The 25091-nt window shown below is 43.9% G+C and carries 21 protein-coding genes; 11 read left to right on the forward strand and 10 right to left on the reverse strand.

Features of this window, described 5'->3' with window-relative positions; genetic code table 11:
- Positions 1-27: 27 nt before the first annotated feature.
- A complete protein-coding gene (cysS, locus tag ACOJR9_RS12040; RefSeq protein ID WP_420933205.1) occupies positions 28-1410 on the reverse strand; it encodes a cysteine--tRNA ligase in 1383 nt (460 codons plus the stop codon).
- A 223-nt stretch (positions 1411-1633) separates the two neighbouring features.
- On the opposite strand from cysS, the gene ACOJR9_RS12045 reads away from it, so the two are divergent.
- From ACOJR9_RS12045 to gtfA, 8 genes are all read left to right on the forward strand, one after another.
- Entirely contained in the window at positions 1634-2125 is a 492-nt protein-coding gene (locus ACOJR9_RS12045) for a peptidylprolyl isomerase (RefSeq protein ID WP_420933206.1), read from the forward strand.
- A gap of 169 nt (positions 2126-2294) precedes the next feature.
- Positions 2295-3020, forward strand: a complete 726-nt coding sequence (gene lpxH / locus ACOJR9_RS12050) for a UDP-2,3-diacylglucosamine diphosphatase (protein WP_420933207.1) — start codon at positions 2295-2297, stop codon at positions 3018-3020.
- Between the two features lie 309 nt (positions 3021-3329).
- Complete coding sequence (locus ACOJR9_RS12055; protein WP_420933208.1) at positions 3330-4913, forward strand: alkaline phosphatase; 1584 nt, start codon at positions 3330-3332, stop codon at positions 4911-4913.
- A 14-nt stretch (positions 4914-4927) separates the two neighbouring features.
- Positions 4928-6847: an alkaline phosphatase gene (locus ACOJR9_RS12060; RefSeq protein ID WP_420933209.1), complete on the forward strand. Its 1920-nt coding sequence runs from the start codon at positions 4928-4930 to the stop codon at positions 6845-6847.
- A gap of 166 nt (positions 6848-7013) precedes the next feature.
- Positions 7014-7799, forward strand: a complete 786-nt coding sequence (locus tag ACOJR9_RS12065; RefSeq protein WP_420933210.1) for a hypothetical protein — start codon at positions 7014-7016, stop codon at positions 7797-7799.
- Between the two features lie 165 nt (positions 7800-7964).
- A complete protein-coding gene (locus ACOJR9_RS12070; RefSeq protein WP_420933211.1) occupies positions 7965-8144 on the forward strand; it encodes an oxidoreductase-like domain-containing protein in 180 nt (59 codons plus the stop codon).
- Positions 8145-8234: 90 nt separating this feature from the next.
- Positions 8235-9020 carry a hypothetical protein gene (locus ACOJR9_RS12075; protein ID WP_420933212.1) on the forward strand — a complete coding sequence of 262 codons (786 nt, stop codon included), beginning with the start codon at positions 8235-8237 and terminating at the stop codon, positions 9018-9020.
- 378 nt (positions 9021-9398) lie between these two features.
- Positions 9399-10883: a sucrose phosphorylase gene (gtfA, locus tag ACOJR9_RS12080; protein ID WP_420933213.1), complete on the forward strand. Its 1485-nt coding sequence runs from the start codon at positions 9399-9401 to the stop codon at positions 10881-10883.
- A gap of 156 nt (positions 10884-11039) precedes the next feature.
- Here the strand turns inward: gtfA and ACOJR9_RS12085 are convergent, their stop codons facing one another.
- Entirely contained in the window at positions 11040-11390 is a 351-nt protein-coding gene (locus tag ACOJR9_RS12085; RefSeq protein ID WP_420936122.1) for a winged helix-turn-helix transcriptional regulator, read from the reverse strand.
- 175 nt (positions 11391-11565) lie between these two features.
- Between ACOJR9_RS12085 and ACOJR9_RS12090 the strand changes: the two genes are divergently transcribed.
- Positions 11566-12561 (forward strand): YhdH/YhfP family quinone oxidoreductase, encoded by a 996-nt coding sequence (locus ACOJR9_RS12090; protein WP_420933214.1) that lies wholly within the window; start codon positions 11566-11568, stop codon positions 12559-12561.
- Positions 12562-12709: 148 nt separating this feature from the next.
- Here the strand turns inward: ACOJR9_RS12090 and ACOJR9_RS12095 are convergent, their stop codons facing one another.
- The 5 genes from ACOJR9_RS12095 to ACOJR9_RS12115 all read right to left on the reverse strand — a co-directional run bounded on the left by ACOJR9_RS12095 (position 12710) and on the right by ACOJR9_RS12115 (position 20028).
- Complete coding sequence (locus ACOJR9_RS12095) at positions 12710-15103, reverse strand: PAS domain-containing protein (protein ID WP_420933215.1); 2394 nt, start codon at positions 15101-15103, stop codon at positions 12710-12712.
- 94 nt (positions 15104-15197) lie between these two features.
- Entirely contained in the window at positions 15198-16538 is a 1341-nt protein-coding gene (locus ACOJR9_RS12100; protein WP_420933216.1) for a diguanylate cyclase, read from the reverse strand.
- Between the two features lie 172 nt (positions 16539-16710).
- Positions 16711-17721, reverse strand: a complete 1011-nt coding sequence (locus ACOJR9_RS12105; protein ID WP_420933217.1) for a zinc-binding alcohol dehydrogenase family protein — start codon at positions 17719-17721, stop codon at positions 16711-16713.
- Between the two features lie 15 nt (positions 17722-17736).
- Positions 17737-19278: a S10 family peptidase gene (locus ACOJR9_RS12110; RefSeq protein ID WP_420936123.1), complete on the reverse strand. Its 1542-nt coding sequence runs from the start codon at positions 19276-19278 to the stop codon at positions 17737-17739.
- A gap of 165 nt (positions 19279-19443) precedes the next feature.
- Positions 19444-20028: an ACP phosphodiesterase gene (locus ACOJR9_RS12115; RefSeq protein WP_420933218.1), complete on the reverse strand. Its 585-nt coding sequence runs from the start codon at positions 20026-20028 to the stop codon at positions 19444-19446.
- A gap of 180 nt (positions 20029-20208) precedes the next feature.
- Between ACOJR9_RS12115 and miaE the strand changes: the two genes are divergently transcribed.
- Both miaE and ACOJR9_RS12125 read left to right on the forward strand, forming a co-directional pair.
- Positions 20209-20991, forward strand: a complete 783-nt coding sequence (gene miaE / locus ACOJR9_RS12120; RefSeq protein WP_420933219.1) for a tRNA isopentenyl-2-thiomethyl-A-37 hydroxylase MiaE — start codon at positions 20209-20211, stop codon at positions 20989-20991.
- Positions 20992-21397: 406 nt separating this feature from the next.
- Positions 21398-21997, forward strand: coding sequence for a Yip1 family protein (locus tag ACOJR9_RS12125; RefSeq protein ID WP_420933220.1), 600 nt, complete (start codon positions 21398-21400; stop codon positions 21995-21997).
- 179 nt (positions 21998-22176) lie between these two features.
- On the opposite strand, the gene purF is transcribed toward ACOJR9_RS12125, so the two are convergent.
- The 3 genes from purF to ACOJR9_RS12140 all read right to left on the reverse strand — a co-directional run bounded on the left by purF (position 22177) and on the right by ACOJR9_RS12140 (position 25029).
- Entirely contained in the window at positions 22177-23697 is a 1521-nt protein-coding gene (gene purF, locus ACOJR9_RS12130; protein WP_420933221.1) for an amidophosphoribosyltransferase, read from the reverse strand.
- A gap of 14 nt (positions 23698-23711) precedes the next feature.
- Positions 23712-24200 carry a CvpA family protein gene (locus ACOJR9_RS12135; RefSeq protein ID WP_420933222.1) on the reverse strand — a complete coding sequence of 163 codons (489 nt, stop codon included), beginning with the start codon at positions 24198-24200 and terminating at the stop codon, positions 23712-23714.
- A gap of 217 nt (positions 24201-24417) precedes the next feature.
- Entirely contained in the window at positions 24418-25029 is a 612-nt protein-coding gene (locus ACOJR9_RS12140; protein ID WP_420933223.1) for an SPOR domain-containing protein, read from the reverse strand.
- Positions 25030-25091: the final 62 nt, after the last annotated feature.

Genomic DNA, 25091 nt, shown 5'->3' on the forward strand with positions numbered 1-25091 from the left:
CTACAAACTGACTAATGGGTAATCACACTAATTTCTACGCCAAGTTGTTTCACCCGCACCATCTTCTAGCACTACGCCCATTGCCGTTAACGCATCGCGCGCTGCATCGGCAGCAGCCCAGTCTTTTGAGGCTCTGGCGTCGTTGCGTTGTTTAATCAGTGCTTCAATTTCAGCCGCTTCATCATCGTTATCGTTACCGCCTTTTAAATACGTATCTGGGTCACTTTGCAGCATACCCAAAATAGCGCCAAGACGCTTTAACACAAACGCTAACTTGCTCGCTTCGGCAGAGTCATCTTTTTTGCGGTTAATTTCCCGAGCCACATCAAAGAGCACTGAAAACGCTTCTGGCACATTAAGGTCGTCACTCATAGCTGCTTCAAAGCGCGCTAAATAGCCACCGTGAGTTAGCTCGGCGGCTTCATCAATCTCAATACCACGTAGCGCTGTATATAAGCGCTCTAGCGCTGCTTTGGCTTGGGTAATGTTATCTTGCGAATAGCTCAGCTGGCTGCGGTAATGAGCAGACATTAAAAAGAAACGTAAGGTTTCTGAGTCATGCTCTTTTAACACATCGCGAAGAGTAAAAAAGTTGCCGAGAGACTTTGACATTTTCTCGTCATCAACCTGCACCATTCCTGTATGCATCCACACATTTACATACTCGCTATCATGAGCGCAGCAAGATTGAGCAATTTCGTTCTCATGGTGAGGAAAGGTTAAATCTGAACCACCTCCATGAATATCAAAATGTGCACCTAAATGCTTATAGTTCATTGCCGAGCATTCTATATGCCAACCAGGTCGACCTTCGCCCCACGGTGATGGCCACGCTGGCTCGCCGGGCTTGGTGGTTTTCCATAATACGAAATCGAGTGGATCGTCTTTGCCTTGGGCAACTTCTACTCGCGCACCGGCTTTTAGCTGGTCTAAATCTTGTTTACTTAGCTTGCCGTAATCTTCATATTTACTCACATCAAATAGCACGTCGCCGCTTTGTGCTTGATAGGCGTAGCCTTTTTCAACTAAGCGTTCAATGATGTCGATAATTTCGGGCATATGACCACTCACCGTAGGCTCAACATCAGGCTCAAGCAGGTTAATGGCCGCAAAGTCTTCGTGCATCATGCTGATAGTGCGCTTGGTTAGCGCTTCAAAGCTCTCATTATTTTCGTTTGCGCGATGAATAATTTTATCGTCAATATCGGTGATGTTACGCACGTATTTTACATCGAGGCCAAGGTGGCGAAGATAGCGCACTAATACGTCAAAACTCAAATAGGTACGGGCATGCCCCATGTGACTGAGGTCGTATACAGTAATACCACATACATACAGACCCACTTTCCCTTCTTCAAGCGGCACAAATTTCGCCTTCTCACGGGTTCGGGTATTGTAAAGATGTAGCATAAAGAGTCTTCCTGTATATCAATTTTGGGCGCAAAGTTTAGCACTGTATAAAAATAATGGTAAGGCTTTTACCCCCTATTTCGCTGGCATAAAAAGCCAAACCTCACCTAATTGAGTAGAAACCATTTATAACCGCTTAATTATGCGTCGCTATTTCCCCAAACAACGCTTTTGCGCTACCATTAGCGCACTTTTTTTACAGTCAATATATAGGACATCTTCAATGGTTACGTTAAAAACAAATTTTGGTGATATCACGCTAGAGCTTTTCGAAGACAAGGCGCCTAATACCGTTGCAAACTTTCTTTCTTACGTTCAAGACGGTTTTTTTGATAACACTATTTTTCACCGTGTAATCAATAACTTTATGGTACAAGGTGGCGGTTTTACAGAAGACATGGAGCAAAAAGATACTAAGGCTCCTATTGAAAACGAAGCTAACAATGGTGTGGCAAACGAAGTCGGTACCATTGCTATGGCGCGTACGCAAGACCCACACTCTGCTACATCACAGTTTTTCATTAACGTTAACAATAACGACTTCCTAAACCACACTAGCGAGAGTGCTAACGGTTGGGGATATTGTGCGTTCGGTAAAGTAACTGAAGGCATGGATGTGGTAGAAAAGATCAAAGCGGTGAAAACAGGCAACAACGGCTATCACCAAGATGTGCCCGTAGAGCCGGTAATTATTGAAAAAGCGATTGTGGTATAAGCTCGTCAATTAGCGGTTTGTTGAGCGCTTAGATTAGCGCTCAGACAAAACTGCTATATCAAGAACGCTGCTTTATTAATTTCTTCACTTTATGAGCAGTTCCGCTTTACAAATAATGCTAATGCCGCATCTTTTAGGTGCGGCCTGTTTAATCTGAAAAAGACACACTATGCCATTCACTTACTTTATTGCCGACCTTCACCTTAGCGCCGATAGACCTGATATTACCGACTGCTTGCTGCGCTTTTTAGAAGAAGAAGCTATACATGCAGATGCGCTTTATGTGTTGGGCGATCTCTTTGAAGTATGGATTGGCGATGATGACGTAAACCCATTTAATACGGAAGTAGCAAAAGCGTTCAAGCAAGTAAGTCAGCATTGCCCTATTTACTTTATTCACGGCAATCGGGATTTTGCGATTAGGCACAACTGGCTAAACAAAGCGGGCATGAACCTATTGAAAGAACAGGAAGTTGTCGACCTGTACGGCACACCAACATTGCTTACCCATGGCGATGAACTTTGCACAAAAGATGTGGCGTACCAAAAGTTTCGCAAAAAATCTCGCGGTTGGTGGTGGCCAAGACTCATGCTTGCCCTTCCCTTGTGGTATAGACGCAGAGTCGCTCGCAATGGACGAGCCCGAAGCAAAGCAAATCAACAAAATCTTAAGCCAGAAATTATGGATGTAACCCCCTCTGAAGTGGTTGTTGCACTCGAAAAATGGGGGGTGCAGCGTATGATCCACGGGCACACGCACCGTCCTAAGATCCATTCACTCCATGCTAACGGCAAACCCGCAACGCGAATAGTGCTTGGTGATTGGTATGATCAAGGCAGCGTTTTGAAGGTTACCCCCAGCGAAGTTATGTTACAACATCACAATTTTATGTAAGTTTATCTGACACTTACAAACTGGTCAGTCCACGTTCTGAAGTAAATTTTTGTTAATCATTTTTTTTTGCTCATTCTCGCAAACGATTAATAAATAAATGGAATTTTTCAATTTCCTTTCTTAATGCTCACTTTCTATTAAAGTAATGTGACAGTTGTGACAGTTTAGCAATATATCTGTCAAATAAATGTCACTAATCCTGCCTAATCTCCAGCCTGCGTTTAAGCAAAGGCACAATGGAAAATAGCTATTTGCTTTACAACACGCCTACCCACAACCGATTTTAATAACACGTTTTAGGAAAAAATCATGAATCGTAACTGGAAAGTAGCATGCACAGCAGTAGCAATGGCGGTATCCGCTGGGCTACAGGCTGCAGTATTGCCAGAGCATCAAACCAATAGCGCTTGGTACACTGATGCGCAATCAAAATTGACTGAGAAACTAGCAACGAATAATAAATTTAAAGCCAAAAACGTTATTCTTTTTGTAGGTGACGGTATGGGTATTTCTACCCTTACCTCTGCTCGTATTCACAAAGGGCAATTAGCTGGCAACCCTGGTGAAGAAGGCTACTTAAGCTTTGAATCTTTTCCCCATACTGCGCTTGTGAAGACATACAACGTAGATGCACAGACTCCAGATTCTGCTGGCACCATGACAGCGATGATGTCAGGCCTTAAAACAGACGTAGGCGTGATTGGTGTTGACGAAGACATTGAACGGGGTGACTGCTCTACCGTAGCAGGTAACGAAGTCATTACCGCACTAGAGCTTGCTGAAATTAAAGGCCTATCTACGGGTATTATTTCTACTGCACGTATTACTCACGCTACGCCAGCAGCTACCTATGCCAAATCAGCCGATCGTAACTGGGAAGACAATTCAGATATGCCCGAGGCGGCTGTAACAGCCGGTTGTGTGGATATTGCTGACCAGCTTGTAAATTTCGAATCTTATGTAGAGGGCCGTTACACAGGCGTAGACATTGACGGTATTGAGGTAGCAATGGGCGGCGGACGCCGACATTTCTTGCCCCGTGATGAGGCCTTTAACAGTCCTGATGCACAAAGCGATGTCGAAGGCGACCGAACGGACGAACGCGACCTCACTGCCGAATGGAAAGAAAAGTACGAAAACGGTGTCTATGTATTCGACCAAGCTGGCTTTGACGCTATCGATACTGAATCAACAGAACGCGTATTTGGGTTATTTAACGAATCGCACATGCAGTATGAAGCAGATCGCGATAACGACATTGCAGGCGAACCTTCAATATCAGAAATGACAGAAGCCGCTATTAATATTCTTGATAACAACGACAATGGCTTTTTCTTGATGGTTGAATCTGGTCGAATTGACCACGCTCACCATGCTGGCAACGCCGCAGGCGCGCTGACCGATACCCTTGCTTTTGAGCAAGCAGTAATGACAGCCGTTGAAAATACCAACCCAGAAGAAACGCTTATTCTTGTTACTGCCGACCACGGCCACGTGTTTACTATTGCAGGCTACCCTAAACGCGGTAACCCTATCTTAGGCAAAGTTGTGAATGTGGGCTCAGAAGAGCCTGCGACAGCATCAGACGGCACACCTTACACTACGTTAGGCTACACCAATGGTCTTGGTTTCCGCGACTTGGGCGATGAAACAAATTCAGACGCCACCTACGCGTTAGATATCGCCGCTGGCCGTGTAGATTTAACTAATATCGACACAACAACTCCAGGGTTTCACCAAGAAGCACTCATTCCATTGGGCTCTGAAACGCATTCAGGTGAAGACATTTCATTACATGCAACAGGTCCTGGAAGCCAACTTGCGCAAGGTGTGGTAGAACAAAATGTTGTTTTCCACTTAATTAATCAAGCCCTTGGCCTTGTTAACGAATAAGTGGAGATAAAAAGATGAATGTATTTAAATTAAGCTTAATTGCAGTAGCTATCGCAGGTTTATCTGCGTGTTCTCTAGAAGGCGACGATGGCCAAGATGGTGTTGATGGCGCCGCGGGTGCTGACGGAAGTAATGGCGTTAACAGCCTTACTGTACAAACCGAATTAGCTGTGGGCAATACTAACTGCCCTAATAGCGGTGTTCGCATCGACTCTGGTTTAGACAGTGACAGCGATGGCACATTAGCAGACGCTGAAATCACATCGACAAGCTTTGTTTGTGTGCCAGGGGTCGACTCTGTAGGTAGCAGCGAAATTCTTACTAGCTTAAATAACGACTGGTTTGTTGATGGGCAGGCAGAAGTTGAGAACAACAAACGCGTATGGATGAATGCCACCTCTGGTAGTGCTGCTTCATCTTCTAACGTCAGTGTTGCAACCGCTAACTCCCAAGCAGAGCTTAACGCCATGGTTGAGCGCCTTCGCGGCACAGCGAAAAACGTGATTCTTTTCGTTGGCGACGGCATGGGTATTTCAACCGTTACCGCAGCACGTATTCTCGACGGCCAAATGAAAGGTTTGAGTGGTGAAGAGAATCAATTGAGCTTCGATGCGTTCCCGTTCTCTGGTTTATCAAAAACCTATAACGTTGATGCGCAAACACCCGATTCTGCGGGCACAATGACTGCAATGATGAGTGGGATCAAAACCGACGTGGGCGTTGTTGGCGTTGATGAAGATATCGAGCGCGGTGATTGCAGTACTGTGGCGGGTAATGAACTTGTAACAGCGCTAGAACTTGCTGAAATAGCAGGGAAATCTACGGGCATCATTTCTACAGCTCGTATTACTCATGCCACACCTGCTGCTACCTATGCTAAATCGGCCGATCGCAACTGGGAAGACATTTCAGACATGCCTGAAGCAGCAGTAACGGCAGGCTGTACCGATATTGCCGATCAGTTGGTAAAATTTGAGGCCAACCTTGAAGCTAAATTTGACGGTTTAGACGTTGACGGTATTGAAGTAGTTATGGGCGGTGGTCGTCGTCACTTCTTGCCGCGAGACGCTGCGTTTAATAGCCCTGATGCTGCAAGCAGCATCGAGGGCGATCGTACAGATGGTCGCGACTTAACGGCAGAATGGCAGGAACTTTACACCAGTGGCGTCTACGTTTTTGACCAAACAGGTTTTAATGGTTTAGACACAGAAACTACCGAGCGTGTATTCGCACTATTTAACGAATCGCATATGCAATATGAAGCTGACCGCGGTAATGATATTGCGGGTGAGCCATCGGTTGCTGAAATGACCAGCGCGGCCATTAAAGTACTCGATAACAACGATAAAGGTTTCTTCTTGATGGTTGAATCGGGTCGTATTGACCACGCTCACCACGCGGGAAACGCCTACGGTGCGTTGCACGATACTATTGCATTTGCTGAAGCAGTCGCTGTGGCAGACGAGCTCACTAATGATGAAGATACACTAATCATTGTTACCGCTGACCACGGCCACGTATTCACCATTGCGGGATACCCGAAACGCGGTAACCCTATTCTTGGAAAAGTAGTCAATGTAGGCTCTGATGAGGCAGCAACTGCCGCAGACGGTACGCCTTACACCACGCTTGGATATACCAATGGTCTTGGCTTCAGAAACTTAGGTGATGTGACTAACTCAGATGCATCGTACCTTGCTGGTCCAGACACCGGTCGTAAAGATATCACCGACATAGACACCACAACACCTGGTTATCACCAAGAAGCGTTAGTGCCACTCGGCTCAGAAACACACTCGGGTGAAGACGTTGGTATTTATGCTAAAGGCCCAGGTGCATTCTTGGTGAATGGGACTAATGAGCAAAGTATTATCTTCCATGTCATGGACTTTGCAGGTGACTATGTGTCGCAAGCAGAAAGTGCAATGGAATAAGTATTGCCGAAGTAATTTTTAGGCAATATTTAAGTAATGTTTAATCAATAGAAAATAAATTGAAAACATGGCCTTAGCTTACCAGCTAAGGCCATTTGTATTTCCATTTACATGTACGAGATGAGCCACTTGCTCCTCTCGTTATCTGAGCGAAATTGGAGCGAAAATGAAAAAGTTACTCATTCTTCTCACTGCTTTTAGCCTTACCGCTACTGTACACGCGGTAAATGTCGATGACACTGGTGCAATGTGCGAAGAAAACGGTAAACAGGTTAAAGCGGACTATACAATTAAAAGTACTCAACATATCGACTTGGGTGGCGATGTGCATAACCGCGTACGCGAAAGCAATAGTATACGAGAGAGCAATCTGTCGCTGTGGCGAATGGACAATAAGGTGGCACACCAATATCCATCTACCCAAATTACTGAAGTTTACACTCTGGTTCGCAATAAACTGATCAAGCCCGTTCGCTACTTTGACGGCCACCAGCGCGCTATCGAATATCAGCCGGGTGAAACGATTCATGGCAAAAAAGAGACTGACTTCTCTTATCGTTACCAGCTTATTAGCAACACGTTTATCGATACTATGACGCTAGTAAGCTCTGAAGGTAAACACTGCAATCAAAAAGACACTTATAAGCTTAAAACGGCGACAGGCTCTTTTTCATTAGTTTGGCTACCACAACAACGATTGATAGAACGTTTTGATATTGAGCAAGGCAATATGCATCGAACTTGGACCCTAACCAACGCAGATTATGAAGCAGACGTAAGCACCTTTTTCGCAGAACGCGTTGATTACCAGTCAACTGATTACGCTGATATTGGAGATGATCATACCGATCCATTTCTCACCAAAATGGTAACCCAAGGCTTCATTGAAGCTGGTGCAAGCGGCTTCTACGATCAGCACGGCCGTGCACTTGAAGGAGAGCACCACCATTAAGGCAATACCTTTTAAAAGAATAATTTAACAAGCAAGCATGTGTGCCACTGCTTGCTTACCCCTGTGCTGCCACTTTTTCTATATACATTCGTCGCGAACAGCTTAAATTTGAATTACTTCTCTTAGCACGACATAATCGACAAAAGCGACTATTGTTAAAACTGTATGAGTGACACCATTAGACACGACTTACCCCCAGAGCCAGATAAGCCACTTAAAGATGACTGCTGTGGCGGAGGTTCTTGCTGCCCCTGTGTTTGGGATGCCTATTTTGAGAAACTGGACGAGTGGAAAGACAAAGTAAAGAGAATTGAACAAATGCAAGAAACCACAAAGTCGCAATAAAAAGGCGCGATATCTAATTCCTAGCTATATACTTACTAACCAATTAAAACAACTTTAGTGATGACGCTATAGCGTGGTTTATCAAGGCTAATGACAAATCTAATAAAATATCTTCTTTGTTGCCTTTTGTTGATAGAGGGTTTAAGCGCTTCCGTATTAGCGAGTGAAGAGCACATCTATCGCGTAGGTATTGAGGACATAGAATATTACCCTATGTTCACAACAAAGGAAGAACGCAATAAAACGGGTTTTTTAATCGGTGTGATGGAGCTATTTGCAAAGCAGCGTGGCGTAAAGTTTGAATACATTCACCTCCCCATCACTCGATTTGAAGAGTGGTATAGGCAAGAGAGCATCGACTTTCGACTCCCTGACAATCCTATCTGGAATACAAATAACGATAAACTTGTGTTCAGTGCCGATATTCTTCAACTGCCTTCACACACAGTCGTGTTAAAGAAAAATCAATCCACTCCGGTGTCAAATTTGAAATTTCTTGGATCACTACACGGTTTCATGCCCGCCTTTCACTGGGAAGAACGAATCAAATCGGGTAAAACACAATTTACGTTCAAAAGCTCAATACGTGTTTTGATCCAAATGCTTGTAAAAGGTATGGTTGACGGGCTAGATGTTAACATTAGCGTTGTACATCATTATGCAAAGGAACTGGGCTACAATACAGATGATTTTGTTGAATCGACTGAGGCGCCAATTTTCCAATATACCTATGCCCTCTCGACCATGTCTCACCCCGAAATTATCAAGGATTTTGATGCCTTTCTTGTCGCTTCTCAAAATGAAATAAACCTGCTGAAACAAAGAAAAAATATTGTTGAAGTGAAGCAGAGTGACAGCAGTGGAAACGATAACTGACACGATTTAACGTATTTGGTAACAACAAATTGCTCAATCATTGGAGCATAATGCTTTGCGATCATCGTATCGTGCCTGCATATACAGTGACGGATTCATCATATGCCTATTCTTTTCTACCGAGCCTCGCATTGTACAAATAAACATCTCATTTACAAATTGAGCCACGATTGTTATATTAACTTAATCGATTAAGTTAATTGCAAAGTTCGAATGTTGTAGGATGAGAGCGTCCACTTTTGCATAAACGATGATTAAGCCGAACCTCTATCTTATTAAAAGTGACTTTAATATAACGGTTGTCGCCTCTTGGTATCCAACTAATACCGAAGCGCATTTTTTCGCTTATCGTCACAACCGTATTCTCGGAGAATTTCAATGTCTATAAGCAACGGCGTTCAGTTAATTACTTATGCAGATAGATTGGGCGATGGCAGTATCGAAAGCCTTAATAGCCTTTTAAATGGTGCACTGGCAAATCTATTCAAAGGTGTGCACTTATTACCATTTTATTATCCTTACGATGGTGAAGATGCGGGATTCGATCCTATAGACCACACCAGTGTCGATAAGCGCTTAGGCGACTGGGGCCATGTGAAGAAAATGGGTGAATCTGTAGATATTATGGCAGACCTTATTGTTAATCATATGTCAGCACAAAGTCAGCAGTTTCGTGATGTACTACAGCACGGTAGAGACTCAAAATATTGGCCGCTGTTTTTGACCAAACAAGATGTTTTCACCAGCAAAGACGACGCCGAAACTGATGCACAAATTGCACAGGTGTTTAGGCCTCGCCCAACGCCGTTTTTTAGTAATTATGATATTGCTGGCAATGAAACGGTGCCTTTTTGGACTACATTCACCTCAAATCAAATTGATATAGACGTTGAGTCTGATCTTGGCAAAGACTACTTATCGTCCATTCTTACTTCGTTTACAGAGAGTAATGTGGACCTCATCCGCCTCGATGCTGCCGGTTATGCCATTAAACGAGCAGGCACTAATTGCTTTATGCTTGAAGAGACTTTTGCGTTTATTGAAGAATTAAGCACGCGCGCGCGCTCTATGAACATGCAATGTCTTGTCGAAATTCACAGCCACTATCAAACACAAATTGAAATTGCAGAGCGCTGCGACAGCGTGTATGACTTCGCATTGCCACCGTTGGTGTTGCATACCCTGTTTACCCAAGATGCCAGTGCCCTAGCCCACTGGTTATCTATTTCTCCACGTAACTGTTTTACCGTGTTAGATACCCACGATGGTATTGGCATTGTTGATGTTGGTGCAAATGGTGATAAGCCTGGACTCCTTGAGAACGAGGCGATAAACGCGCTTGTTGAACACATACATGCAAACTCAAACGGCGAGTCGAGAAAAGCCACAGGTGCTGCAGCGAATAATGTGGATTTGTATCAAGTCAACTGTACCTATTACGATGCACTGGGTAAAAACGATTTTAGCTATCTTTTAGCCCGAGCCATCCAATTCTTTAGCCCAGGTACTCCACAAGTGTATTATGGCGGTTTACTCGCCGCCGATAACGACATGGAGCTTCTGGCTAAAACTAATGTAGGTCGGGATATTAACCGCCCGTACCTGTCTACTAAAATGGTAGAGAAAGCGGTTGAAAAGCCGGTTGTTAAGGGGATGTTTGAGCTCATTAGATTAAGAAATCACAGCAACGCTTTCAATGGTGATTTTTCTGTGTCGTATCAAGATAAGCAGCTTGCTTTGAACTGGGACAATCAAGGCGATAGTGCGCGTCTTGAAATCGACTTTAATACACTGGATGCCACTATCTATTTAAAAGACGCAGAAAAGGCGTCTACGCTAAAAATTGGTGAGCTGCTAAGTTAATTACGGCATAGACACGACGGCTCCCGTAAATATAAAAGGCTCGAAACTTCTGTTTCGGGCCTTGCTTTAATTTGAGGGCCTAATTGTTGCATCGCACTAAGGCCTCTTACTGTGTCATTTATACCACTAAATTAATTACTTGCGAAACACTGGCGCTTAGCGATACTCGTCGTTGTACTGCTTTCCCCAATCACATAACTGACGCAACGTGGGCTCTAATGTTCGCCCGAGCTCCGTTAACGAATACTCTACGCGCGGTGGCACTTCGGCATACACCTTACGATTTACAAGTTTATCTCGCTCTAGTTCTCGCAACTGCTGGGTGAGCATTTTTTGTGTTACCCCTTGCAATCGGCGTCTTAACTGGCTGAATCGAAGTGTTTTGTGGCATAGGTGCCATAAAATTACACCTTTCCACTTACCACCGATAATCTCGAGCGAGACAGCAACACCGCAGATGTATTGAGGCGTTTCTTGATTGTTTTCACACTCGCTTTCTTTTTCAATTTTGTGCTCGCTCAAACCAGCACCATCTGTTTTTAATACTTGTGCCACGCTGCACTCCCCAACACATATCATTAGTATCATTTTGGGTACTACCCTACTAAAAAGTGCATACTTGCACAAAATAAATTTACCGTCAGAATGGCCTACAAGTAAGTAACAGTTGAGGAAAGCAACAATGACAACATTTCAAGCATTGCTAGTAGAGAAATCTGAAGATAAAACCTTTTCACGATCTGTGGTTGAACGACATGTAGATGAACTTCCAGAAGGAGCGCTTTTTGTAAGAGTGAAGTACTCCTCGCTGAACTATAAAGATGCACTTTCTGCTTCAGGCAACCCTGGCGTAAGCCGACACTTTCCCCACACTCCGGGCATTGATGCAGCAGGCACTGTTGTGTCTTGCGATGATAACGCGTTTAACGAGGGCGATGAAGTTATCATTACGGGCTACGATCTGGGTATGAATACCTCTGGAGGGTTTGCAGAATACATCCGAATTCCCTCGTCGTGGGCGGTTGCCAAACCAGACGGCCTGTCGTTAAAAGAGGCAATGGTGTTAGGCACTGCAGGCTTTACCGCTGGATTGTCTGTGCAAGGGCTAGTTGACAACAACGTAACGCCAGAAGATGGCGAAATACTTGTTACTGGTGCAACAGGAGGCGTTGGAAGCGTCGCCGTAGCGTTGCTTGCACAAGCAGGGTTTAGCGTTGTAGGCTGCACGGGTAAAGACTCACAGGCCGAGTTCCTTATGTCTTTAGGCGCTGCCCGTGTGATAAATCGCGATAGCTTATTAGAGAATAAAGAGCGCCCAATGCTAAAAGAGCAATACGCTGGCGTGGTGGACACAGTAGGCGGCGAATTCCTTGCTCAGGCAATCAAGTCAACAAAATACGGTGGTGTCGTTACCTGTTGCGGGCTTACCGCTTCAGCTCAACTTGATGTAAGTGTATTTCCCTTCATATTACGCCAAGTGTCATTACTTGGAATAGACTCAGTTCAATGCCCTATGCCACCTCGAGTAAGACTATGGGCTAAGCTGGCTGGTGAATGGAAACTCAATCAACTTGAAGCCTTGACCACTGAGGTGGGTTTAGCGCAGCTAGACGAAAAAATTGACGCTATATTAAAAGGTCAGCTGTCTGGTCGAACTATAGTAAACTTAGACCTTTAACCGATTTCTGTCCCTTTGAGGTATTGAGCTTGTTAAAAGTGCAAAAGATAGTTCGGTCTGATGCACTTTTTCATATCCTCTTAGGCGCTTTATGTAGGCAATTTACAACCCCACGGTCGAAACCGCTACTTTAAAATTGTATGACCCACTATCGACTGTATTGCTTTAACATGCCAAACAGTTGATTCATGTCTATTGGTTTGCCCAAATGGCTGTCAAACCCTTCCTCTAAATAGTGAGCTACGTCTTCAGGCATCACATTAGCGGTTAGTGCAATCACGGGAATATGCTTCCTCATGGCGCTTATTTGTTTATGGGCTTCCACGCCATCCATTTCTGGCATATGAATATCCATTAATATGAGATCGAAATCTTCTCTCTCAACGGCTTCTACAGCTTGCTTGCCGTTATTTACCATGGTTATGTTTGCCATCGTACTTTCAAGCATGGTTTGAATCACAACTTGGTTAATCGCATTGTCTTCTGCAATCAGAATCTTTTTATTAGACATCATTGGCGCTGACAATGCTTTATTTGCTCTACTTTGCGTGTCGATTTGAGCAGGCTCAAGCGGCAGTAATACGGTAACCGTGGTTCCAGTGCCTTCAATGCTATTGAGCTTGATGTCTCCATTCATTAACTCTACCAAGCTCAAGGTTATAGCCATACCTAACCCTGTGCCGCCATAGCGTCGCGTGGTACTTGCATCAGCCTGTAAAAATCGCTCGAATATTCGCTCTTGCGCCTCACTACTCATCCCGATACCAGAATCGATAACTTTAATGGCTATCACTTCTTTACCTTTGTGTTTTCGGCATGCAACCTTAACCCTTACCGTTCCCTTATCGGTAAACTTCACTGCGTTAGACACAAGGTTAAGTAATATTTGTTTTACTCTAACAATGTCTCCTATCCAGCCGTCGTTAAAATTCGGTGCTATATCCATAGAAAACGCAACACCCTTACTACTTAGCATTTCATCCATGTCATATTTAACCGCATTCAACACCTCTACTAACGAAAATGGCGCAAGTTCTATACTGAGTTTATTCGACTCTATTTTTGAATAGTCGAGGATATCATTGATAATAGTGAGCAGGCTTTGTGCTGAGAATGCAGAGTTATCGAGAATAGTACGAAGATTTCCCTGTATATCGGAATTTCTCAACAGTTGAAGACCGCCAAGAATGGCATTCATGGGCGTGCGTATTTCATGGCTCATATTGGCAAGAAAATCACTTTTCGCTTTTGCTGCTGCCTCTGCACGCTGCTTTTCTTGTTCAAGTACTTTCATGGTCTCAACTTTATCGGTGATGTCATAATTCACACCAATGGCTTTCAATGGAATGCCCTCTTCGTTGCGAAGAACGGTTCCATTGGCTTTGAGGTGCTTAATGTCACCGTTTGGCATAACTACTCGAAATTGAGTATCATAATTGACATCATTTTCTATTGCGTACTCGAGCAATGCTGTAGCGCTTTCAATGTCATCAGGGTGTATGGTTTTCTCCCATGCCTCGAAGGCTCCGGAAAACTGCTCTTCTGAAACACCGTAAAGCAAATACATCCACTTATCCCAATGAAGCTCTCCAGTAGTTAGGTCGAACTCCCACACGCCCATACCAAGGGCGTCATTAGCTACCTGTAACCGTATCGATTCCGCTACCGCTCGTTCACGGACTTTTTGTTTTTGCGCTTCAACCTGCTTTTGCGGCGTAATATCTTGAAACACGCCAAATAATCCAGTACACGCTCCGTGCTCAAACTGAGGTCGACCTTGTGCTCGTACCCAAATATTACGCCCGCTAGCGGTAACAAGTTCCAACTCAAGATCCCAAGGCTCTCCCTGCTCTACCCCTCGTTCTACTGCCTCGGCGATAAGCTTTTGACTCTCGCCAGGTTTATAAAAATTGATGCCGTCTTCCAGACTCGGGCTATAATCAAGCGGCACCTCGTGAATGCGTTTTGTTTGGTCGCTCCACACTACTTTTTTTGAGGTAAGATCGACTTCCCAAGTGCCTATGTTCGCGGTCTTTTCAAGTTCATCTAACAAAAATGCTTGTTTTTTAAACGCGATCTTTTGCTGCCGCTCCTGTTCAAAGAACGCATGCTCTTGCTCTTTTACTTGAGTTAAATCTGTGTGTGCTCCTAGCATCCTGATTGGTTTGCCTTGTTGATTTCTTATTGCCAGGCCGCGGCGACGCACCCACACGGTTTTACCTGTTTTATGACGATACCTTACAACTTGGTCGTATGGGTGATCAGGATCAGCGCAATGTTTTGCTAAATTTTCACTGGCAAGCTTGAAATCGTCTTCGTTAACGAGGTTTTGCCACTCGCTAGCTAAATGGCGTTTTGATGATGGATCAAAACCCAAAATCTGCCAAAATGTAGGGCTCATCCATTCGTTTTGCGGATTTTCTAAATCCCAAAACCACAGTCCATCCAGCAAAGAGCCTTCGAAAAAATGAAACAATTTCTCATCGCGCTTTAATAAGCTTTTAAGTTCATTGAAAAGATAATGATCGCTACTACTCAACATGGTTAATCTTTACTCACTTTTAGAGAGGACACTGCACGCAGAATAAAAACATACAGTTATATTTAATGTGTGTCGTAGTGTTTAGCATTGAGTTTTATTCACCTTCAACTCGATTACGACCTGCTTTTTTGGCTTTGTAAAGCAAGGTATCCGCTCGTTTAAAAAAGCTTTCAGCGGACTCGTTTTGCCGATATTCTGCTACCCCAAAGCTGGCGGTAATGGTGCCAACTACATCCATCTTGTAGGCTGCTAATAACCGCCGCACTTTTTCAGCTAGTTTTAAAGCACCGGCCAGTGCTGTTTGCGTGCTCATAATGATGAACTCCTCGCCTCCCCAGCGAGCAATAATATCTGAGCGACGAATGTTGTCTGCTATCAATTTTGCCACTGATATTAAAACCATATCGCCGACTTGATGGCCATAAGTATCATTAACCTGCTTAAACAAGTCTATATCAATAACGATTAAAGTAAGGCTATTTTTATAGCGATTCGCCCTGCTTAATTCACGTTCTAATTCAAGCTCGAGCTTGCGGCGATTAGGTATTTTAGTGAGTTGGTCGGTCATAGACAGCAACTCAATGCGCTTTTTGTCAGTAATATCCTGATAGAACCCAGTGAAGCCTATTAATTTATCCCTACCATCAAATTCCGGCTCAATAGACGCATCCAGATATAACATCGCGTTATCTTTTGACCGTGCAATAATTTCACCTGACCACGCGTTGCCTTCCATCAAAGTTGAGTACATATTGCGTAACACATCGGGCGATGTATCTTGCTCACAAAGCACTTTGTGATCATAACCAACAAGCTCGTAAGAACTGAGACCAATAAGCTCAGAAAACGCAGTTGACACATGTGAGATACGTCCGGCAGCGTTAATATTGGCAGATAGAACGTACTTATCTACCAATATTTGAGCACGAGCCAGCCGTTTATTTGTACCATTTAATTGCTGGTTGCGTTCATGTAACTCAAGGCTTAACTTTCTGTTTTTCTGTTTGAGTTTTCGTTTTTGAAGCAGGTCTTGAACGGCAACAATTAATTCGTTTTGTTTCCATGGTTTATTTAAAAACCTTTGAACTATGCCGGTATTAATTGCAGATTCTAACGAATCACTGTCTGAATACCCTGTAATGAGAAGACACTCTGGAACATCATCTAGCTCCAGCGCTTTAACTTCAGCTAAAAACTCCGCACCAGACATGTTGGGTAGCTTCATATCGGTGATTATAATGTCGAAAGATTGAGACTTAACAAGCTCAAGTGCACTGAGACAGGATTCTTCAATATGAATGTCGCCGAGAGAGCGAAGTTGCCGACGCAACGCATTTAAAATATAAACTTCATCGTCTACACAGAGAATAGACGGTTTATCAATATTGTCCTTCTTTTGTTCATAACCAGTTGAACCTTTTGAACCATCGCTCACATTCTCCAAGCTCTACTCCGCACTGTAATTGAAACGCTCCTTTGTTAAAAAATAGTCGGTTACCGTAATTTATCAACTGAGCCGATTGATGTTGCATTAATGAAACACCGAAGAACGCAAGAGAGAAAAAAGGGCGTAAAACGCCCTTTTCATACCTTATCGACGCCCTCTTTTAAACCCCCTCTAGCACTAACTTACCGATGGCGGTGCCCGCCTCGAGCTGCTTGTGCGCAGTGATAAGGTTTTCGGCATTTATTTTCCCTAAGTGTTTACCTACTGTGGTCTTAATCTTTTTACTGTCAACTAAATCGGCGACATGTTTTAACAAGCGATGCTGTTCAATCATATCGTCGGTTTCAAACATGGATCGAGTGAACATAAACTCCCAGTGTAAGGAAATGCTTTTTTGTTTGAGTTTAGACACATCAATTGATTCAGGGTCATCAATTAACGCAATCTTGCCGCGTGGTTTCATAACCTCAACAAACATATCTATGTTTGCACCCGAATTAGTCAAACTAGCAACATGCGTTACCTGCCCTACGTTGAGCGTTTTTATCTGCTCGGCCATCGGTTTACTGTGGTCGATAACATGATCAGCGCCTAGCGACTTGACCCACGACTTCGTCTCATCTCGAGACGCTGTGGCGATAATCGTAGCGCCAGTTAGCACCTTCAGTAACTGCAGCATTATGGAGCCTACTCCGCCTGCGGCTCCAACTACGAGCACCACTTCATCACTTTTTTCTTGTTGCTGTTTTAGCAGCAGGTGATCAAACAGTAATTCGTAAGCCGTAATGGTAGTAAGCGGCAGTGCTGCCGCCTCGCTATCAGACAGTGTTTTTGGTGCATGGGCCACAATGCGCTCATCAACCAATTGATACTCAGCGTTGGTGCCTTGACGAGTAAGGTCTCCTGCGTAATACACGCGATCGCCTACCGCAAATGCAGTGACATCGCTTCCTACTTCTTCCACTATGCCAACGGCATCCCAACCGAGTATTTTAGGCTGACCTTCGGGCTCCACCCGCTGGCGAATTTTGCAATCTACTGGATTAACGGCAATGGCACTAATTTTTACAAGTAAGTCGGTGCCTGTCGCACTGGGCTTTTCTACTTCAATATCTTCTAGCGCATTTTCATCCACTATCGCTAACGAGCGAGTGTAGCCTATGGCCTTCATTATCAACTCCTTAAATTACCGTTTATACATTGCAGGCATACCTTCACCAGGCGTGCTCTTTTTGATAAATTCGCGTAAATCTTGATTCGATGTTTTCAAGTCATCACGACGAAGGTACATCATATGCCCACTTCTATAGCCTTTAAAACTTAAGCGGTCTTTCATTGCACCGCTTTGATCTAGCTGCCACATGGTGTATTTAGCATCAAAATAGTTGGTCGCACCATCGTAATAACCAGCTTGAATCATCACATTTAAATAGGGGTTTTGAGCCATCGCAAGGCGCAAATTACTTCCTGTATTATTATTACTTCTGTCCCACGGATGAACTGGACCAAACAAGTTGTATTTAATATCGGTTTTATACGCCAATTCCTCACGAAGGTAGTAATTAATCGCTGGCGTAAACGAATGCAACCAAGAAGTCAGCTCGGCCCAGTAATCTGGTCTATCACCACTTTGCTTAGCATCAATACCTAAATAACGACTATCAAGTCTGCCAAGGGTTTTGCCTTCATTGCGCAGTAACTCTTTCCAGAAAAATGCGGTACTGACATCTAAATTATTTTGCGAAATAGCATCTTCACTTAACCCAGAGTAACGGGCCATTTTCGCCAACACCTTACGCTTTTCTTCTGGCTCGATGAAGCCACCTTTCGCTAATGCCGGTATTAACTCGTTAATAGTAAAGTCTTCTACTTCTGGCAGTAATTCAAGTAGATCTTTGCTTTGAAGTTCTGAATCAAGCTTGTTGTGATACCAAGCTGCGGCGGCAAAATACGGTAAGCGGTTAGCGGCTTTTACCGGGCCATTACGTTCAATGCCAATATCAGTTGGAGAAACTAAAATAACGCCATTTAAGTACATCCACTGGCGTTCTTGTAACTCAAGTGCAAGGCCTGATACCCGCGTAGTGCCGTAGCTTTCTCCAATTAAGTATTTTGGAGAACGCCAGCGATTGTTTCTAGTAACAAAAGTATTCACCCAATCTGCAAGATAGCTAATATCGGCATTGACGCCGAAGAACATTGTTTTTTGCTCTTCTTTCGACGGCATTTTGCCTTCAGCATTAGGCAACACTCTGCTGTAGCCTGTATTGACTGGGTTAACAAACACAATGTCTGCGGTATCTAATACTGAATATGGGTTGGTTTGAACGCCGTAAGGTTGCACTGGGTAGCCTTCGTCGTCAATATTAAGAATACGCGGCCCGGTATATGCCACGTGCATCCATACTGACGCCGATCCAGGCCCGCCATTAAACGAAATAATCAGCGGTCTTTTCGCATCATCTTTTACATCGGTACGCTTGTAATAAGTGTAGAAAAGCGTTGCAACCGCTTCATCCTTACTATTCCATACCGGCTGGGTGCCAGTAGTGGCGCTGTACTTAACGCGCTTGCCTAAAATTTTGGTCTCATGCTCTGTAACAACTTTACTGTCTATTTCGATAGCTCGGTCGTGTTCTTGTGCAATCGCGTTAAACGTAAATAATGAAAGAAACAGCAGGCAATACGATGCTGCCTTTCTGTGAGTGTTTGAGTAGGATATTGTCATTTTCATACACGCTTCTTTTTGTTTGGATTATCGGACATAAATACTATACCCCCCATAGCCCATTCTCTCTAATTAGAACGATAAGTTAACGAAATTAGTCGATATACCTCTGTATAGGCTTATTCACACATAAGCTGCAAGAGAAAGCTATTCCACAGCTGGCGCTTAATCTTCTATACCGCTTTCATTCACATGCTCAATAAGTTCAGGAAGAAACGAGAGAAACACCCTCTCTAATTTAGCTTTATTGCTTGCAATATCATCCACACTTTTATGAAAGTCATTTTTAAAACGAATGCGTTTCGCTACCACCGTAATGGCCTTAGCAATTCCCTCTTCTCTTGCGTAATCGTCGAACCAGTTATGAGTGATCATATGGCCAACGCTATGTTGCATTGTACGTGGCATTTGCGACAGCCGCGTTTCTAGCAGTTCAAACCGCTGAGAGCAAAATGATGAAAATGGCTGGTCAGAAAAACGAGACCAGTATTTGATTAACAGATGATCAAAATAGATATCGATTGCGACGGGGGCGTATCGACGCCTGCTTTGGTGAAACAATGTTTTCGCTTCTTTCACTAAGTCGTGTTGGTCAGTGAATTTGTCCACTGCATGATGATTCTCAAGCCCCCGCTGCACATCCGATGAAAAAGAAGTGACATCGACGCCCCGACGAAAATCGCCTAGCAAATTGCCAAATTGAGAATCTGCCGTTGGTTTTGCGAGAAAAAGATGAGCTAAATAATTCATAATGTTGTTTGGTTCTTATTTCGGTTGTGTGTAACAGGGGCCATCAGGTAAACTTTGCAGCCATCGGTTAGCAGTGCTGCTAAATAGTCAGCGCTCATGCTGTCAGCACATGCATTAGGCATTATAACAAGCGTGCTAATCGTAACAGTTTTCACGTCATTTCATTAGGTAAGTACATTAATGTCTGCAATATCATCTTCAGAAATATCTTCTCTCCTTGAGCCAGTGGATGCATTTTTGCAATGCAATACACCAGACGCATGGTTAGATGAAGCAAAGAAAGAAGAGAACCTTCGTATGCTGCTTACCGACCACTTAATTTGTGAGCTTAAAGCCGCCCAGAGCGCCATGTATTTGCTTCGCCGTTATGTAGCAGATGAAGAAACCAGTAAAGTACTACTAGGCTGGCTTAAACCTTATGAAGACTTTACATATAGACACGTTGGCGACTGGCAGTCATTAAACACAAAGCATTTATCAAAAAGCGTGTTTAATGTTGATGGTTTAGACAGTGTTAAAAAAGACATGCTAGATAAAATGGTACTGCTAATTAAAGAAGAACTGCATCACTTTTATCAAGTGCTTGAGATAATGCATCGCCTTGGGTTTGAGTATAAATCGGTCACCTCTAGTCGCTACGCCAACGGGCTGCTTAAACACGTTCGCACCTACGAGCCCGAAAAGTTAGTGGATAAGCTTATTTGCGGTGCTTACATAGAAGCACGTTCTTGTGAGCGCTTTGCCAAGCTTGCTCCACATGTGTCTGAAGAACTAGGCAAATTCTATGTGTCGTTATTACGATCCGAAGCTCGTCATTTTGAGGACTATTTAACCCTTGCCGCTGCGATTTCGCCCGTGGATATTACTGAGCGTGTATCACTTTTCGGGGATGTTGAAAAACAGCTTATTGAAAGCGAAGACTCTGAACTTCGCTTTCACTCTGGCATGCCTGCCGCGGCCTAACAGAATTTCTCAGCTTTGCTCGTTACACTTTGCGCCCACGCTTAAACCAGTATCTGTACCTATGCCTGTACCTATACCTTTACTTATAATGATACTTTGAATTGAGCCGCAATATTGCCGCCCCCGCCAAACAGATGATTATTTAGTCAATATTCATTGACGCCCGTATGATCTTACTGCACACTGAAATTGTAAAAATATTGTTAACGGCAGTTAGCAGCGTGCCAATGTAATTATGAAGCTTGAAAGATTATAATGTATAACTTCGTAAGCTAAAAATTAAAGAGTTCAAAGCTTGAGAAACAGCAAACACGCTTTATTGCGCCCACTATAGAGTAAAACCTCACTGCCAAAACAATACACTTGTTCGTTTTATAAAAATAACGTTGTTAAGAAGGCAGGGACTATGATTCTAAATCACCTTATCGGGATCTACACTCATCCAAGAGAAGAGTGGCAGACAATTGATACAAAACACGAAAACTATTTTTACGCGCTTACCCATATTGCATTTATTGCACTTATTCCTTCTGTTGTTGCTTATTATTCTAGCGCCCATACGGGCTGGAGTATTGGTGCAGGCGACGTTATAAGACTTAGCGAAAACAGCGCTATTATGATGGGCATAGGCATGTACTTCGGTTTGATAGCTGGAGTGGTTGCGCTTGCGCTGTTAATTCATGAGCTTGCAAAGGCGTTTGACAGCACTCCTACCTATACACAATCACTTGAGCTTGCCGCCTACACAGCTACTCCCCTATTTATGGTGGGCTTGGCTGGCCTTTACCCCGAATTGTGGGTGGTGATGTCGGCACTGTTTGTGGGCATTAGCTACTCGGTTTATTTGCTCTACTCTGGTGTTCCCATTCTTATGCATATGCATGAAGACAAAGGCTTTATTTATTCTAGCTCGGTGGTTACCTGCGGCCTTGTGTTGTTAGTAATATTAATGACCGGCTCGGTGTTAGTATGGGGGTTATCAGGTGGGCCTGTTTTTATTCACTGACGTGGTGATGTTAACGGGTTTGACGTTATCGTATTAGCAATAAACACAAAAATGCCGCTTTAAAAGCGGCATTTTTAATGGTTTCTTTTCAGAGTGTCATCTCTGCACACTGACCTTCGCAATAGTGAGCACAATAGTGTTCAAAACAGCACTCACGAAAGTACACGTAAGTGCATTGACTAGTTAGAGTCCATGTTGTGAACATCTAAATTGCTAAGTTCAGCTTGCATAGTCGGTGCTTGATTCGATTTTTCACCACGAGACATATCAATTCGCTCTAGGTATTCTTGGTCTATATCTGCTGTAATATAGTTTCCATCAAACACTGATGTCTCAAAACGTTGAATACTTTCGTTTTCTTCACGAACCGCTTCTACTAGGTCTGAAATGTCTTGGAAAATAAGACCATCTGCCTGGATTAAGTCTGCTATTTGGTCAATCTCACGACCATACGCAATAAGCTCGTTGGCTGATGGCATATCTATGCCATACACATTTGGAAAACGTATTTCAGGCGCTGCTGAAGCAAAGTAAACCTTTTTGGCTCCCGACTCTCTAGCCATTTCAATAATCTGGCCTGACGTGGTACCGCGAACGATTGAGTCATCTACTAGCAGTACACTCTTACCTTTAAACTCAGACGAAATCGCATTTAGCTTTCGGCGAACCGACTTTTTACGTAACGTCTGACCCGGCATAATGAAGGTGCGGCCAATATAGCGGTTTTTTACAAAGCCTTGTCTATACGGTAAATCAAGCGTAGTCGCGATTTGCAGCGCGACATCCATAGACGTTTCAGGAATAGGAATTACCACGTCGATATCCAAATCAGACCATTCACGCTTAATCTTTTCACCGAGCTTTCTACCCATATTTACACGTGATGCGTACACTGAAATGCCGTCGATAAAGCTATCTGGGCGCGCAAAGTACACAAATTCAAATATACAGGGAGAGGTGATTGGGTTTTCCGCACACTGGCGAGTATGCAACTGGCCTTCTTCGGTGATAAATACTGCTTCACCTGGCGAAACATCGCGAACAAACTGAAAGCCTACGGCATCAATAGCGACACTTTCTGAAGCAACCATCCACTCTTCACCGACTTCAGTCATTCGCTTACCTAACGCAAGCGGGCGAATTCCGTGAGGGTCGCGAAAAGCAACAATACCCTGGCCAATGATGGCTGCAACCACCGCATACGCGCCACGTATTTTCTTATGTACCTTTGTGACCACCTCAAAAATGTGCTCGGCACTTACGCTTAGGCCAGCAACTTGCTGTAACTCATGGGCTAAGATATTGAGCAGTAATTCAGAGTCAGATGTGGTGTTAATATGGCGACGAGCTATGCGGAAGACCTCCTGCTGAAGCTCGTGGGCATTGGTTAAGTTACCGTTGTGGGCGAAGGCTATTCCAAATGGTGAGTTAACATAGAAAGGCTGAGCTTCTGCTGAACTTGATGTGCCTGCTGTTGGGTATCTAACATGCCCTATACCCATGTTACCCGTTAAACGCTTCATATGACGGGTATGGAAGACGTCTCGCACCAAACCATTAGCCTTGCGCAAATTAAACATATTCTGATCGATAGTCATTATACCTGCAGCATCCTGCCCGCGGTGCTGAATAACCGTCAAACCGTCATAAAGAGACTGAGCTACGGGGGTTTTACCAACTATTCCGACAATACCACACATGTGCGTTACCTATTTTAAACGGGATTTAAGAAACTGGATGTGCCTTTCACATACGTGAAAAACCACTCAATAATGACACCAAACTCAGGAATAAGTACCGATGCCTGCCACCACAATGTGGTTGCTGCACCAGTAAAGGTATCCATAAAAAAGAGTAAAGCGCTAACAATAAGAACACCGCGAAGGGCGCCAAAAACAATGCCCAGTGCACGGTCGGTGCCTGACAAGCCTGTGGCTTGAACTAGCTGGCTAAACACATAGTTCACCATGCCACCTAGTATTAGTGTAGAGACAAATAATGCCGCGATAGCAGCGCCATTTTTAATGTAAGGATCGTCTATGGCTGTAAAATAAATGGCAAGGTCGGCATAAAAATTACTGGAAATGAAGAGTGCAGAAAACCACACCACAAGCGAAATGGCTTCTTTAACAAACCCTCTGATAAGGCTTATTAAGGTCGATACCGCAATGATACCCAATATGGAGAAGTCAACCCAGTTCATTGTCTCTTTATTGCGTTGATGTTGCCTAACCTATGCTAAGCAAACTGCCGTTGGCGAGATGGCGCGCATTCTAACAGAAGCCCAAAATATTACTAGTCTGTAGTAAACAGTCTGTTATTTTTTAGCCCCTTCATGAAGGAGTGTTGCTCGTCGCTGTGAATTATTACAACAAAGAGCACCACGTCCCAGTGTAAAAATTGCCATTCATAATCACAGGTTATTCCACTTTAAAGGTTGTAACCTTGCCTTTGAGATTTGTCAGTTCCTTTAAATGCGGCAGTGCAGACTCGAGCTTTTGTTTGTCTAGATCTGGACCGACAAAAACTTTGTTCAATAATCCTGAGCTTGTTTGGATCTTACGGCTAAACGCTCGATAGCCAGCACGCTCAAGTTTGGCTAACAGGCTTTTTACATTCTTTTCGTGTCTGAAGCTTCCCAGTTGAATGACCCATCCTGCGTCTTCCTCGGCAAGCTCGCTGCTAGCTTCGATTACAGTTTGGCTGGCAAGCTCGTCTTTAGGCTCAGGAGAAGTTGAAGGCGTTTGTCCATCATCACTTGCTTGCAACTCAGTCTCGCCCCTCGATTCGTATACACCATCGAGGGCTTTTGCTTCTTCAACTTCTACTGCTGGTACTGCTGCTCGTGCAACGCGCTCGGAGGGAAATGGCTCGGGCTCTACAATTGGCTTAATCGGTGGGTTTGCAGGAACTGAAACGAAAGGCTCTCGGTTCGTCTGTTTTTTGCCATCGAGAAAATCTGGTAAGAAGATAACGGCAAGCGCCATTATGATAATGGTCCCTACCAATCTATTCTTTAATGCCGATGTCACTACTATCTCCTGCTTGGATGACTGCGCTCATTCCCTTTACATTTGAAATGGCGAATTCGCGA

Origin of the sequence: Alteromonas ulvae (genome assembly GCF_048987005.1) — a bacterium.
Classification (GTDB): Bacteria; Pseudomonadota; Gammaproteobacteria; order Enterobacterales; family Alteromonadaceae; genus Alteromonas.